This is a genomic window from Streptomyces sp. XY431 (assembly GCF_001279805.1).
GTDB classification, from domain to species: Bacteria; Actinomycetota; Actinomycetes; order Streptomycetales; family Streptomycetaceae; genus Kitasatospora; species Kitasatospora purpeofusca.
This window is the reverse complement of sequence record NZ_LGDO01000125.1, coordinates 1-11,840: the sequence shown is the minus strand read 5'-3', so window position 1 is coordinate 11,840 and position 11,840 is coordinate 1. Positions and strand designations below refer to the sequence as shown.

Annotated in this window: 17 protein-coding genes; 8 read left to right on the top strand and 9 right to left on the bottom strand. The window is 75.4% G+C overall.

The features are described 5' to 3' along the window. Window positions 1-885, bottom strand: an 885-nt coding sequence (locus ADK60_RS15910) for a HAMP domain-containing protein (RefSeq protein WP_159400452.1), incomplete at its 3' end; no start/stop codon positions are given. 225 nt (window positions 886-1,110) lie between these two features. On the opposite strand from ADK60_RS15910, the gene ADK60_RS15905 reads away from it, so the two are divergent. Both ADK60_RS15905 and ADK60_RS15900 read left to right on the top strand, forming a co-directional pair. Then, complete coding sequence (locus tag ADK60_RS15905) at window positions 1,111-1,434, top strand: hypothetical protein (RefSeq protein ID WP_053646662.1); 324 nt, start codon at window positions 1,111-1,113, stop codon at window positions 1,432-1,434. 115 nt (window positions 1,435-1,549) lie between these two features. Further along, window positions 1,550-1,735 carry a hypothetical protein gene (locus ADK60_RS15900; protein ID WP_053646660.1) on the top strand — a complete coding sequence of 62 codons (186 nt, stop codon included), beginning with the start codon at window positions 1,550-1,552 and terminating at the stop codon, window positions 1,733-1,735. A 112-nt stretch (window positions 1,736-1,847) separates the two neighbouring features. Here ADK60_RS15900 and ADK60_RS15895 read toward each other — a convergent pair whose 3' ends face one another. Together ADK60_RS15895 and ADK60_RS47660 are read right to left on the bottom strand one after the other, a co-directional pair. Continuing rightward, window positions 1,848-2,315 carry an ATP-binding protein gene (locus ADK60_RS15895; RefSeq protein WP_053646658.1) on the bottom strand — a complete coding sequence of 156 codons (468 nt, stop codon included), beginning with the start codon at window positions 2,313-2,315 and terminating at the stop codon, window positions 1,848-1,850. After that, window positions 2,312-2,851, bottom strand: coding sequence for an STAS domain-containing protein (locus ADK60_RS47660; RefSeq protein WP_063783161.1), 540 nt, complete (start codon window positions 2,849-2,851; stop codon window positions 2,312-2,314). Before ADK60_RS47660 ends, ADK60_RS15895 begins: the two co-directional genes overlap by 4 nt. Before the next feature lie 256 nt (window positions 2,852-3,107). Here ADK60_RS47660 and ADK60_RS48120 point away from each other — a divergent pair, with 256 nt between their 5' ends. The 3 genes from ADK60_RS48120 (at window position 3,108) to ADK60_RS15880 (ending at window position 3,782) form a co-directional block, all read left to right on the top strand. Further along, the gene (locus ADK60_RS48120) at window positions 3,108-3,338 is read left to right on the top strand and encodes a DUF6328 family protein (protein WP_353651750.1); all 231 of its coding nucleotides are present in this window, start codon (window positions 3,108-3,110) and stop codon (window positions 3,336-3,338) included. Further along, window positions 3,284-3,520, top strand: coding sequence for a hypothetical protein (locus ADK60_RS48115; RefSeq protein ID WP_353651751.1), 237 nt, complete (start codon window positions 3,284-3,286; stop codon window positions 3,518-3,520). The genes ADK60_RS48120 and ADK60_RS48115 overlap by 55 nt, the downstream gene beginning before the upstream one ends. A 76-nt stretch (window positions 3,521-3,596) precedes the next feature. Further along, window positions 3,597-3,782 (top strand): CsbD family protein, encoded by a 186-nt coding sequence (locus tag ADK60_RS15880; protein ID WP_045944697.1) that lies wholly within the window; start codon window positions 3,597-3,599, stop codon window positions 3,780-3,782. Window positions 3,783-3,904: 122 nt separating this feature from the next. Here ADK60_RS15880 and ADK60_RS15875 read toward each other — a convergent pair whose 3' ends face one another. Next, the gene (locus tag ADK60_RS15875) at window positions 3,905-4,705 is read right to left on the bottom strand and encodes a VOC family protein (protein ID WP_053646654.1); all 801 of its coding nucleotides are present in this window, start codon (window positions 4,703-4,705) and stop codon (window positions 3,905-3,907) included. Window positions 4,706-4,879: 174 nt separating this feature from the next. Then, on the bottom strand, window positions 4,880-5,320 hold the full coding sequence (locus ADK60_RS15870) for a hypothetical protein (protein ID WP_053646652.1): 441 nt from the start codon (window positions 5,318-5,320) through the stop codon (window positions 4,880-4,882). 273 nt (window positions 5,321-5,593) lie between these two features. On the opposite strand from ADK60_RS15870, the gene ADK60_RS15865 reads away from it, so the two are divergent. Next, window positions 5,594-5,821: a hypothetical protein gene (locus tag ADK60_RS15865; RefSeq protein ID WP_053646650.1), complete on the top strand. Its 228-nt coding sequence runs from the start codon at window positions 5,594-5,596 to the stop codon at window positions 5,819-5,821. Window positions 5,822-5,840: 19 nt separating this feature from the next. On the opposite strand, the gene ADK60_RS15860 is transcribed toward ADK60_RS15865, so the two are convergent. From ADK60_RS15860 to ADK60_RS15850, 3 genes are all read right to left on the bottom strand, one after another. Then, window positions 5,841-6,221, bottom strand: coding sequence for an STAS domain-containing protein (locus tag ADK60_RS15860; RefSeq protein ID WP_045944694.1), 381 nt, complete (start codon window positions 6,219-6,221; stop codon window positions 5,841-5,843). A gap of 162 nt (window positions 6,222-6,383) precedes the next feature. Next, window positions 6,384-7,328 carry a SigB/SigF/SigG family RNA polymerase sigma factor gene (locus ADK60_RS15855; RefSeq protein ID WP_234371106.1) on the bottom strand — a complete coding sequence of 315 codons (945 nt, stop codon included), beginning with the start codon at window positions 7,326-7,328 and terminating at the stop codon, window positions 6,384-6,386. Window positions 7,329-7,765: 437 nt separating this feature from the next. Further along, entirely contained in the window at window positions 7,766-9,007 is a 1,242-nt protein-coding gene (locus tag ADK60_RS15850) for a glycosyltransferase (protein WP_053646648.1), read from the bottom strand. A gap of 256 nt (window positions 9,008-9,263) precedes the next feature. Here ADK60_RS15850 and ADK60_RS15845 point away from each other — a divergent pair, with 256 nt between their 5' ends. Next, window positions 9,264-10,364 carry an NAD(P)-dependent oxidoreductase gene (locus ADK60_RS15845; RefSeq protein WP_234371105.1) on the top strand — a complete coding sequence of 367 codons (1,101 nt, stop codon included), beginning with the start codon at window positions 9,264-9,266 and terminating at the stop codon, window positions 10,362-10,364. Window positions 10,365-10,522: 158 nt separating this feature from the next. Then, on the top strand, window positions 10,523-11,197 hold the full coding sequence (locus ADK60_RS15840; RefSeq protein ID WP_053646644.1) for a hypothetical protein: 675 nt from the start codon (window positions 10,523-10,525) through the stop codon (window positions 11,195-11,197). A 112-nt stretch (window positions 11,198-11,309) separates the two neighbouring features. On the opposite strand, the gene ADK60_RS15835 is transcribed toward ADK60_RS15840, so the two are convergent. Continuing rightward, window positions 11,310-11,780: a hypothetical protein gene (locus tag ADK60_RS15835; protein WP_045944643.1), complete on the bottom strand. Its 471-nt coding sequence runs from the start codon at window positions 11,778-11,780 to the stop codon at window positions 11,310-11,312. Window positions 11,781-11,840: the final 60 nt, after the last annotated feature.

Sequence of the window (11,840 nt, the reverse complement as noted above, 5' to 3'; positions counted from 1 at the left end):
CTTCCACGTCCCGGACACGCCCCGGACGGTGGCCTGGCCGCCGAGGTTGCCCTCGGTGCCGACGTCCCGCGCCACCCGGGTCACCTCGTCGGCGAACGCCGACAGCTGGTCGACCATCGTGTTGATGGTCTCCTTCAGCTCCAGGATCTCCCCACGGGCGTCCACCCGGATCTTCTGGCTGAGGTCTCCCCCGGCCACCGCCGTCGTCACCTCGGCGATGGAGCGCACCTGCGCGGTGAGGTTGTCGGCCATGACGTTGACGGACTCGGTGAGGTCGCGCCAGGTGCCGGACGCGTCGCGGACGTCGGCCTGGCCGCCGAGCCGCCCTTCGGAGCCGACCTCCCGCGCCACCCGGGTCACCTCGTCCGCGAACGCCGACAGCTGGTCGACCATCGTGTTGACGGTGTTCTTGAGTTCGAGGAGTTCGCCGCGCGCGTCGACCTCGATCTTCTGGGTGAGGTCGCCCCGCGCCACCGCCGTGGTCACCTGGGCGATGTTGCGCAGCTGATGGGTGAGGTCGCCGGCCATCGCGTTGACCGCGTCCGTGAGGTCGAGCCACGTCCCGGCCGCGCCGGGGACGTGCGCCTGGCCGCCGAGCCGGCCCTCGGAGCCGACCTCCCGCGCCACCCGGGTCACCTCCGAGGTCACCCGGGCGAGCTGCTCGACCATGCCGTTGAAGACGGTGGCGATCTCCCCCGGCACACCCGGCAGGTCGGACCCGAGCCGGGTGCGGAAGTCGCCGTCCCGGACCGCCGTCAGCCCGGCGAGCAGCTGCCGCAGGACCTGGTCCGGCTGCTCGGGCCGGTCGGGCTGCTCGGGCCCGTCCGCACGGCCCGTACGGCCCGTTCGGCCCGCCGCGGTGTCGGGCGCTCGGTGTTCGTCCATCCGTCCACCGTCCGGATCGACCGCGCGGCCGGACCGCTCCACGGCGGCTCCGACCGGTGGGAGCGGCGGCGCCGCCCCGCCTCCCACTGTGCCACCGTCCCGCCGCCGGTGACAGACGGGGCGGCCGGGACAGGATCGGCGTGCGGGGCCCGGGCCCGTTTTGCCCCCGCGCCGCCGGGTAGGCGCCACCTGGCCAGGGACGCGGCCGACGGAAGGAGCGCCGCCATGCCCCGAGGATCGAGCCCCAAGCGGGAGCGCCAGTACGAGCACATCAAGGAGAGCGCGCTGGAGCGCGGCGAGAGCGAGGACCGCGCCGAGGAGATCGCCGCCCGGACCGTCAACAAGGAACGCGCCCGGCACGGCGAGTCCAGGACCGCCAGTCGCAGCTCCACCCACGACATCTCCTCCGGCCGAAGGGGCGGGCAGCGCTCGCACCGGGGCGCGGGCGGACCCACCTACGACCAGCTGTACAACGAGGCCAGGCAGCGCAACGTCGAGGGCCGCTCGAAGATGAACAAGAGCGAGCTGGCCCGGGCGCTCGGCCGCTGATGCCGCCGGGCCGTCCAGGTGGGTTCCCCCGTCCGGCCGGGTCCGCCCGCACCGCGGCGGCCCGGGTACGACCCCGGAAATCCCCGTACGACCCCGGAAAGGAGGCGCGGCCGTCATGACCGTCCCGCCACCCGTCCATCCGGACACCGAACCGTTCCCGCACCCCGACCCCGCACCCCGGCCGCTGCCGGACCCGGCGCCGCCGCCCGTACCGCCCTTCCCGCCGCCCGACCCCGACCCGGGCCCGCCCGCCGTACCCGAGCCGGGTCCGCCGACGGAGCCCCGGCCGCTCGGCGGCTGAGGCGGCTGAGGCGGCTGAGGCGGCCCTGAACCGAGGTGCCCGAACCGCTCCCGGCGGTTCGGGCACCTCGGTTCGGAGACGGTGCTCCCTTCGGAGACGGTGCTCCCGCGGTTCAGAGGCCGTGCGCCAGGGGGGACGACACCTCCAGCCAGACCGACTTTCCACCGGCCTCGGGCCGCGAGCCCCAGGCGCGGGCGAGCCGGTCCACCACGCGCAGGCCGTGGCCGCCCGGCTGCCCCGGGTCGGCGAACGGGCGCAGCTCCGGCGGGACCGGGCTGGTGTCGCTGACCTCGACCCGCAGTCGGACGGTGTCCCAGCGCAGCCGCAGCTCGCGCGGCCCGCCGGGGGCGTGCAGACAGGCGTTGGTGACCAGCTCGGAGACCATCAGCAGGACATCCTCGAAGACGGCCACCTGCTCGTCGTCGGGCCGGCCGTCGCCGTCGACCGCCAGCCAGTGCCAGTCGAGCAGCGCCTGACGGCTGAAGTCCCGGCACTGCTGCACGGCGCCCTCGCTGCTGCTCAGCGACAGTCGCCGGGTCCGGTCCCGATCCGGTGCGGCAGCGGTTCCCGGGTGGTTCATCTCGGTCCCCCGGGTCCAGCCGGTGCCGTGGGTCCCGGGTCGTCGGGACCGCCGGCGCCGCTCGTACTGCCTGGGTCGCTCGTACTGCCTGGGCCACTCGGACCGTCGGCCCCGGCCCGGCCGCCGTCCTCGGCCAGCGCGAGGCCGACGCTGGGGTGGATCCGCAGGACGGCGTCCGCCCCGGTGACCGCGAACAGCCGGACGACGGAGGGGCGCGGCGCGGCGATCTCCAACCGGACGCCGGCCAGTTCCGCGTCCTGCCGGGCCTGCAGCAGGATGTTCACGCCGGTCGAGTCGCAGAAGCTGAGCTCGGCGAGGTCCACCAGGATCCGGGCCAGGCCGTCCTCCGGCAGCCCGGACAGGGCCGTGCGCAGCCCGTCGGCCGAGTCGTGGTCGAGTTCTCCCCCGACGGACACGATCCGCACCGTCCCGGTGCGCCGCACCTCGATGCGCAGTTCCCCCGGGCGGTGCTCGCCCGGCTCGCCCGTGTCCCGCTCGTCCCCCGTGTCCCCGGCGCCCCCGGCGGACAGATGCATGGCTGGCTCCCGGTCCGGTCGGAACGGCCTCGTGCCGTCCGGACCATGATGCCGCGCGGCGGGTCGGACCGCGCGGACGGCGGGCACCGGCCGGTCGACCGCCGGGCAGGGCGGCCCCGGCGGTGGCCGGGTCGTCGCGTCCATGCCCGGCGTTTGCCCGGGCCAGGTGCGGCTACACGCGGAATGAACCCCGGAGGAGCGCGACCGCCGTCGACGCACCCGACGGAGGGCACCGCCCGGGACGGAGGTGGGCCGGATGCCACCGGGGACGACCGGGCGGGGCGACACCGCCTCCGTCCGCACAGGACGGCGGGAGTCGGCGGAAGAACGCGCCGACCGCCGGTGGAGCGACCTGCTCCAGGAGGTCCGGGTCGCGCAGACCGGCTCGCAGATCCTGTTCGGGCACTCACCTTCGCGGCCGCGCTCCTGCTGTTGCTGCGGGTGGCCGTCGGCGGCGCCGCAGCCGCCTGGATCGCGGGCGCGGTGATGGCCTGGTTCGCGGCCACCTGGCTACTCGTTCCCGCGCTCCACCTGCGCCGCCGCAGCGACCGCGAGGGCGGTGCGCGCGAGGGCGACGGGGGCGGCGCGCGGGACCGCGACGGGGACCGCGGCAACGGCGACGGCGGGGACCGAGGTCCTGCCGACCGCCACCGGCCTCCGTCCGGCTGACGCATGGACCGGGTCGGAGCGGGCAGACGCCGCTCGGGTGGGCAACCCGCCCGCCCAGCGAAGGGAGGCAGAACCCATGGCCACCGACGACAAGATCCGCAATATGGCCGAGAAGGCCCGTGGCAAGGCCAAGGAGGTCACCGGAAAGGCGACGGGCGACCGGACGATGGAAGCCGAGGGGCGCGGCACCCAGATGAAGAGCGACCTCAAGCAGGCCGCCGAGAAGGTCAAGGACGCGGGCAAGGACATGGGCAAGCACTGACCCCCGCGGACGACGGAGCGAAGCGGCCGGCGCCGACCGGGCCGCCGGACCGATGACCGGTCCCACCACGTCGTGCGGCCCCGGTGCCGGGCATGGCACCGGGGCCGCACGACCGTGCGGGGTCAGCCCGCCGGGTCCTCCGGCGTCGGCCAGGTGATCACCGAGAAGGCTCCGCCCTGCGGGTCGGCGAGGACGGCCAGCCGGTTGGCGGCCATGTCGAAGGCCGGGGTGAGGACGGTGCCGCCCGCGCGCACGACGGCCGCCTGGATCTCGTCGACGTCGTCCACGTTGAAGTACGGCTGCCAGTGCGGCGGGACGCCCGGCGGGAAGGTGGACAGGTCCATCATCCCGCCTACCGCGCGACCGTTGACCTTGAACTCGATGTACCCCTCGGCGCCCGGCGCCTCGGAGCGGCCGGTGGTGACCGGCAGTACGGCGGAGTAGAAGGCGGCGGCCGCCGTGCGGTCACGGGTGGCGAGCTCGTTCCAGATCAGCGCGCCGTGCTCGTTGACGATGCCCGCGCCGTCGAAGGTCCCGGGCTGCCAGAGGCCGACGACGGCCCCGGTCGGGTCCGCGATCACGGCCATCCGCCCGAGGTCCATGACGTCCATCGGCCCAGCCACCACCGAGCCGCCGGCGTCGGTGACGGTCTTGAGGGCGGCGTCGAGGGAGTCCGTGGACAGGTACGTGGTCCACGCCGTCGGCGGCATCGGGTCGGGGACAGTGCCGTCCGGGTTCATCGCCTTCATGATCCCGGCGACCGGCTTGCCCTTCAGGGTGCAGACCGAGTACCCGCCCTGTTCGGCGGGCCCGATCTCGCCCTGCCAGCCGAACACCTCGCCGTAGAAGTCGAGGGCCGCCTGCTGGTCGGGCACCATCAGGTCGATCCAGCACGGGGTGCCGGGCTTGTAGGGGCCGTTCATGTCGGGCACGGATGCCTCCGGGAGCGCGTTCGGCGGGGACGGACGGGCGGTTCCGTACCCGGGTTCCGGCACCCGGAATCGGGCCGCAGGAGTGACGCCCGGCCCCGGGGACCGGGACGCGGGCGCGCGGCGGGACCCGTGGCGAGACCTGTGGCGGGAGCCGTGGCGGGCGGATCAGTCGGCCGGGTCGTCGTCGGGGGCGTCCGGGTCGCCGAACTCGGCCCGCCACTCGCGCGCCCGGGCGTTGTGCCAGTCCACGCCCTGCTGCGCCTGCTGCTCGGAGAGGCCGCTGAGCGCGGCGACCTCGCTCAGCGGCACCGGGTCGTCGTGCTCGGCGAGGACGCGGCAGACCTTGGCCGCCCACTGCTCCTCCGGGACGAACGGGCGGTCGCGGTAGACCCCGACCAGCACGGCGAGGTGCTGGGCCGAGCAGGCGGTGACGACCCGCTCGCCGTCGAGCCGCGGGTCCGAGTCGTGAACGACGGAGGAGTCCGGGACCAGCGCGCCGAGCAGATCCTCGACCAGGACGACCCGGCCGCAGTGGTCACAGAGGTCGTACGCCGACGCGTCGCCCGCGTCGGCGCCACCGTCCGTCGGGGGTTCGTAGCGCTCCATCCCCGACGCCTACCCGATGGGCGGCGGGACAACCGCCCACGGCCCGGCGCCGGTTCGTCACCGGTCGCGCCGACGGTCCTGCGGCACGGCACGGGGTGGTCCCGCGGCACGGCCGGGACGGGCGCTCCCGGTCGCCCACGCGCGCGTGCCCCCGACGGCCCGTCGGCAATCCTCGAAGCCGCGGAACCGTCCCAGTGGGTGCCACCCGGTGGCCGACCGGCGCGGCCCGGGATTCCATGGGGAGGGCCCGAACCCCTGCTCAGGGAGGCAGTTGTGTACGAGATGTGGGCCGAGACCGACCCGGCGGCGGTGGACCCGTCGGGCCTGATGTGGCACGTGGTGTCGAAGGACGACGCGTCGACGGCGCTCTGCGGGCAGTTGCTGGAACTGTCCCGCCGAGTGGTCCCGAACGGCTTGGGGGCACCCGTCGGGGCGCCCGACCGCTACTGCGATCCGTGCCTGGTCACGGTGCGCGAGACGATGGCCTCCGCCGACCACTGAGCGGTGGCCCGCTCCCCCGTCACGGTGGCAGGCCGTCGTGGACGGGGAGCGCTTCGGTGGCACCGGTGAGTTCGAGCACGCGCCGGACGATCGGCCGGGGGCGGGCCAGCTCGATCCGGCTGCCGCGCTCCCGGGCGCGGACGGCGGCGTCGAGCAGTTCCGACAGGCCGGTGGAGTCGCAGAAGGCGAGGTCACCGCAGTCGATCAGGACGACCGTGCCGGGGGCGGCGAGCGCGCCCTCCAGAGCCTCGCTCAGCACGGCGACGGAGTCCAGGTCGAGTTCCCCCCGCAGCACGAGGAGGGTGCCCCCGGCCCACGGCCGGGCGCCTGCGGTGAGGCCGACCGGCCCGTCCGGGGCGGCCGTGGTGCCGGCGGCGGGTCGGGGCGGGCGGCGGGACATGGCGGTGCTCCTGTTCCTGCGCGGTACCTGCGCGGAGGTCCGGTGACCGGACGCCGCGCGACTTCAGGTCGACGGCCCCCCACAGTGCGGCTAACCACTGCGGGGGGCCGGAAACACGAGGAGGGCGTCGGATGTCGGGGCGGGGTGGGATGCTCCGCGGAGTCAGCCGGAACCCTGGTCCGGGCGGGTCGCGGGGTCGGGCGGGTCGTCGCTCCAACCGGCCGCGTCGCGGTCGTCCAGCTCTTCCCGGAGGTGGGCCAGGGTGGCGGAGAGCAGCCGGGACACGTGCATCTGCGAGACGCCGATCCGGTCGGCGATCTCCGACTGCGTCCGGTCCTCCCAGAACCGCAGTTCGAGCACCATCTGCTCGCGCTTCGGCAGCCGCCCGAGCAGGGGGCGGACGGCGGTGCGGAACTCGGCCAGCTCGATGCCCGGGTCGCAGGATCCGAGCCGGTCCAGCAGTGCGCTGCCGGACTCGTCGGTGTCCTCCTCGCGCAGCGCGTCGAGGGAGTCCGAGCGGTGGATCCGGACGGCGATCAGCCCCTCCGCGACCTCCTCCATGCTGAGGTCGAGCGCCTCCGCGATCTCCTCGGGGTGCGGCAGCCGACCGAGCTCCTGCTCCAGCCGGTCCGAGCCGCGCGCCACCGCGAGGTAGCACTCCTGCATCCGTCGCGGCACCCGGACCGGCCAGGAGGTGTCCCGGAAGAACCGCTTGATCTCACCGGCGATGGTGGGGATGGCGTAGGTGACGAACTCGACGCCACGCCCCGGGTCGTAGCCGTCGACCGCCTTGATCAGGCCGACGGTGCCGATCTGGAGGATGTCGTCCATCTCCCCGGGGCGGTGACGGAAGCGGGCGGCGACGAACCGCACCAGCGGCATGTTGAGTTCGATGACGGTGCCGCGCACGTAGCTGTAGGCGTGGGACTCGCGGGCCAGCCCGGCGAGGCGGTCGAAGAGCGCGTCGCTGAGTTCGCGCGCCTCGGTCTTGCCCATGGCGCGCAGCCGCGCCTCGGTGGGACGCGGAGGCAGGTCCGGGGGCAGGTCGGAGGCCGCCACGGACGGCGGGCCGGCTCGGTGGCCGGTCCCCAGGGTCGGGACGGACACGGCGGTACTCCTGGGCAGCGGGAACGCCTCGGACCGCAAGAGGGGGTGGGCGTGATCGCCCGCGCGCTGCGGCCCCTCTTCTCGAAGACCTCTGCCCGGCTTCGTCGAGCGACGATCCAGGTGGCGCCCGGAAAGGGCACGGGAGCGGCCTGCGGCGCGGAACGGCCGCTCCGTAGGTTGTGGTACCCGACCTGGGGGGATTCATTCCGTTTTGCACGGGTTCACTCCTCCCGATCCGGGCAGAACCGTGCCCGGCACCCGTCCCGCCGCACCGGCCGTCGGGGCCGCACCGGCCGTCGGGGCCGCACCGGCTGTCGGGCCGACGGCCGGTGCGGCGGGAACGCACGGGAGAGGCCCGCGACCGCCCCGGACCGGCCGTGGACCCGGGACAGGACCCCGGGCCGGAACCTGGCTCAGGACCTGGCTCAGGACCTGGGTCAGGACCCGTCGAGCAGCAGGCGCGCGGCCACCTCCGCGCCGTCGGTGCGGATCCCGGCGGCCACGGCGGCGGCCCGGTCCCGGGTCTGCGGCGACAGGACGGTCCGCAGCGCGGCGGCGACGGACCCGGCGGTCGGCACGGCCGTGTCGTGCACCGCGCCGATGCCCAGCTCGGCGACCCGGGCGGCCCAGTACGGCTGGTCGACGATCTGCGGCACCACCAGTTGCGGCGCACCGGCCCGGGCGGCTGCCGCGGTGGTGCCCGCGCCGCCGTGGTGCACGACGGCGGCGACCCGGGCGAACAGCACCTGGTGGTTCACCTCGCCGACCACGAAGCGGTCGACCGGGCCGGCCGCACCGCCGTCGCCCCGCGCGTGTTCCGCGCCTGCCGACAGTTCCGCCCAGCCCCGGCCGACGACCACCCGGCGGCCGGCCGCCCCGGCCTCCTCGACCGCCAGTCGGGCGATGTCCTCCGAACCGCGCATCGGCATGCTGCCGAAGCCCACGTACACCGGGGGCTCGCCCGCGTCCAGGAAGGCGGTCAGCTCGGCGGGAAGCGGTCGCGGGTCCGGCAGCAGCCAGGCTCCGGTCTGCACCACGTCGAGTTCGGCGGGCAGCCGCCAGGGGCCGAGGGTCGGGTCGGTGGCCAGCCACGGCCGCTCGGTGAGGACGTGGTCGCGGACGTTCGCCACCGTCGGCAGGCCGACCGACGCCCGGTGCGCGTTGACCGGTCCACCGAACATCGCGTTCATGCTCTCGACGTCCAGCTCCCACAGCTTCGCGTTGTCGGCGCCCTCGGGCGGCGCGGGGCGGCCCGGGTACTGGAACGGCGGGTGGTGCGGCGACGGCAGGACGGTGGGCTGCAGGCCCGCGTAGACGAACCGGGCGCCCGCCTTCTCCGCCGCCGCCCTGGCACCGGCCGCGCTCGGGAACAGCCCGGTCGCGACGACCGCGCCGCCCGCCGCCGCCTGCCCGAGGACCGCCTCGTAGGACGCCGCCGTCAGCCTCGCCACCCGGGTGGGGAAGTCCGTCGGCGCCGGCGCCGCACCGGTCACCAGCGCCCGCACCGGGTCGCCGACCGGCACCAGCGGGATGCCGAGCGCGGCCGACCGGGCCGCGAACTCCTCGTCCGACGGTGCGCAGAGCCGTACGTCCGCGCCCAGTTCGCGCAACCGCACCGCCAGTCCCAGCAGCGGCTCGACATCTCCCCGCGACCCGTAGGTCGACAGCACAACGCGCATCCCGCGCTCCTTCCACATCTGCTCTTCCGGTGCCGTTCCGGTGCCTTCCCGGCTCCGGCTTCGGCTCCGGCCTCTTGCTCCGGCCTCTTGCTCCGGCCTCTTGCTCCGGCTCCGGCCTCGACGGGTGATTCTCCGACGTCACCGGGGTCTTGCCGCAAGCCCCCCGGTTCGCTGTAGCTTGGCAGTGATGATCATCATCGACCGGCTGCCGCGCGCCGTACCGCGCTCGTGAGGCTCCGGCCCGGAGCGGGGGGGCGTGTTGAGGCGGCATCGGATCCTGTTGCTGGACGCGGCACCCGGGGACCTGCTCGGTGCGGAGCTGGAGCGCCTGCTCGGCCACGGCCTGGCCGTCACCCTGAACCTGCGGCGGGTCGCCGACCGGGCGGCCGCGCGGGCCGCCTGGGGCGGGCGCGTGGAGTTCACCGACTTCGACCCCTTCGACGAGGCGGCCCTGATCGCCGAGACCCTTCGCGACGGCGGGCACCAGGCCGTCAAGTCCCGGGCCGGGGTGCCGTTCCGCGCCGCGTTCCTCGCCGCCACGGCCGGTGGCACTGCCACCGGTGGCGCCGCCGTTTCCGGGGATGCCGGTACCGCGACCGGGCCGCTGCGGGTGATCGGCCGGGCCGGGGCGGGCACCGATCACGTCGACCTCGCCGCCGCCGCCCGCCACGGAGTCGTGGTCACCCACACACCCGGGTCCAACGCCGACGCGGTCGCCGAGTTCGCGCTGGCCCAGCTGCTCGCCCTGACCCGGGATCTGGTCGGCCACAACACGGCTTCGCACCAAGGTGATTGGCGCAGTCCGGCGGCACCGGCCCGGGCACTGTCCGAACTGACCCTCGGCATCCTCGGCCCGGGCCGGATCGGCCGCGCGCTGGCCGGCCGGGCCCGCGCCCTCGGCCTGACCGTGCAGGGCCTCGGCCGCGGCCCTGCACAGGGGGACGGCGTCCGGCAGGCGGACTCCCTCGCCGAACTGCTGGCGAGCAGCGACGTGGTGTCCGTCCACCTGCCGCTCACCGCGCGGACCAGGGGCCTGATCGGCCGCCGTGAACTGGCACTGCTGCGGCCGGGCGCGATCCTGCTGAACACCGCCCGGGGCGGGATCGTCGACGAGCGGGCCCTGGCCGAGGCCCTGCGCGATCCCGGGCACCCGCTCGCGGCGGCGGCCGTCGACACCTTCGAGCACGAGCACGCCGCGTTCGACTCACCGCTGTTCGGGCTCCCGAACGCCCTGCTGACGCCGCACGTCGCCGGGATGACCCGCAGTGCGATGGCCGAGGCCGCCGTCCGCTGCGCCGACCACGTCGCCGCACTTCTGAACGGCCGCCCGGACGGCGTGCCGGTGGCGGCCGGCTGACGGACCGTAGGATCCGACCCTGCCGTTCGGCAGGGGTGGAGCGCCCGGGTGGGCTCGGTAAATGTGCCGATCGGCACATGTGCGGGTGGGGGTGCCGCGACCAGGATTGGGGGCATCGAGAGGGCGGCCGACCGGGCCGCCGGGGAGGGAGACCCACCATGTTCCGCATTCGTACCCGCAACCGTGCCGCCGTCCGGACCGCCCGGGCCACCGCTGCCGCCGGGCTGGCCCTCGCGGCGCTCACGGGCGTCGCGCCGGCCTCCGCCGATGCCCTGTCCGTCGGCTCCGGGCCCGTCGACTCCGCGCCCGAAGGCCGGGACGGCCGGCCCGCACGACCGGCGACCGTCAGCGGCAGCGCCCGGATCTGGTACGCCTTCTCCCCGGACGACGAGATCTGGTTCACCGTCGACGCCCGGGCGAAGCCGTACTCCCGCCCCCTCCCGGGCACCAAGGCGCCCAACGGGCTGCCCACCGACGCCGTGGGCACGGTCCGCTACTCGCACCGCGTGGGCGCCACCGGGGAGGTGTACAGCGCCGAGGCGGAGGTGGACTGCCTCAGCACCGGCGGCCCGGTCGCCACCCTGACCGCCGTCATCGACACCGAGGGCCACAAGGAACGGATCGGCCTGAGCATCTATCAGGGCAGCGGCCGCGACGCCGCCCGCCTCGGCTTCTCCTGGGGTGTGGCCAACCTCGACATGGACGCCGACCAGAAGCCCTACCAGCCGGTGGTGGGCACCTGCATGGCTCCGGCCCCGTTCGCCCCGGTGCTGCGGGGTGGCTTCGCCGTCCACCACGTGGAGTTGGAGGCCCCGAAGACGCCCGGCCAGTAGAGCGCGGTCCGCCCCGGTCGCCAGGGCGTGGTCCGTCCGACGGGCAGCGTGCGGACACCCGGCCGCCCCCGGCCGAGCGTCCGCACGGAGAACCCACCGAGCGGGTCCGGGGTCAGGGGGCGGTGATGCCCGGCTGGGCACCGGCACCGAAGGACCAGCCCTCGACCTCGCCCGGGGCCGGGTTGTAGGAGCCGGCACCGAGGTTGCTGTAGGACCACGGGCCGCCGTGCGGGGCGTGCCAGTACGACCAGTAGGCGGTGCCGGTCGGGTTGGTGCAGGTCGTTGGCAGGGTGTTGATCTTGCAGACGAAGCCCGGGAAGCGCGGGTGGAAGGCGTAGGAGAAACCGGCGCCGGTCAGCGCGGCGAGGCCGCTGGCCGGGTCTCCCGGGGCGCAGCCGGTCTCGATACCGCCACCGAGGGCGGTGAAGTCGACGACCACGGTGACGCCGGAGGTGCCGGTGCAGGCGGCGGCGCGGGCCGGCGGAGCGGTCGCGGTGGAGACGCCGAGCAGGCCGGCGGTGAGGGCCGCGGCGGCGGCGAAGGCGCCGAGGGTACGGCGGGCGGGGCGGACGGAGGTGGTCATGGGCGTGCTCCTCGGGTGCGGCGGGCGGCGGTGGTGCGGGCTCACGGACGGGCGGCCGTC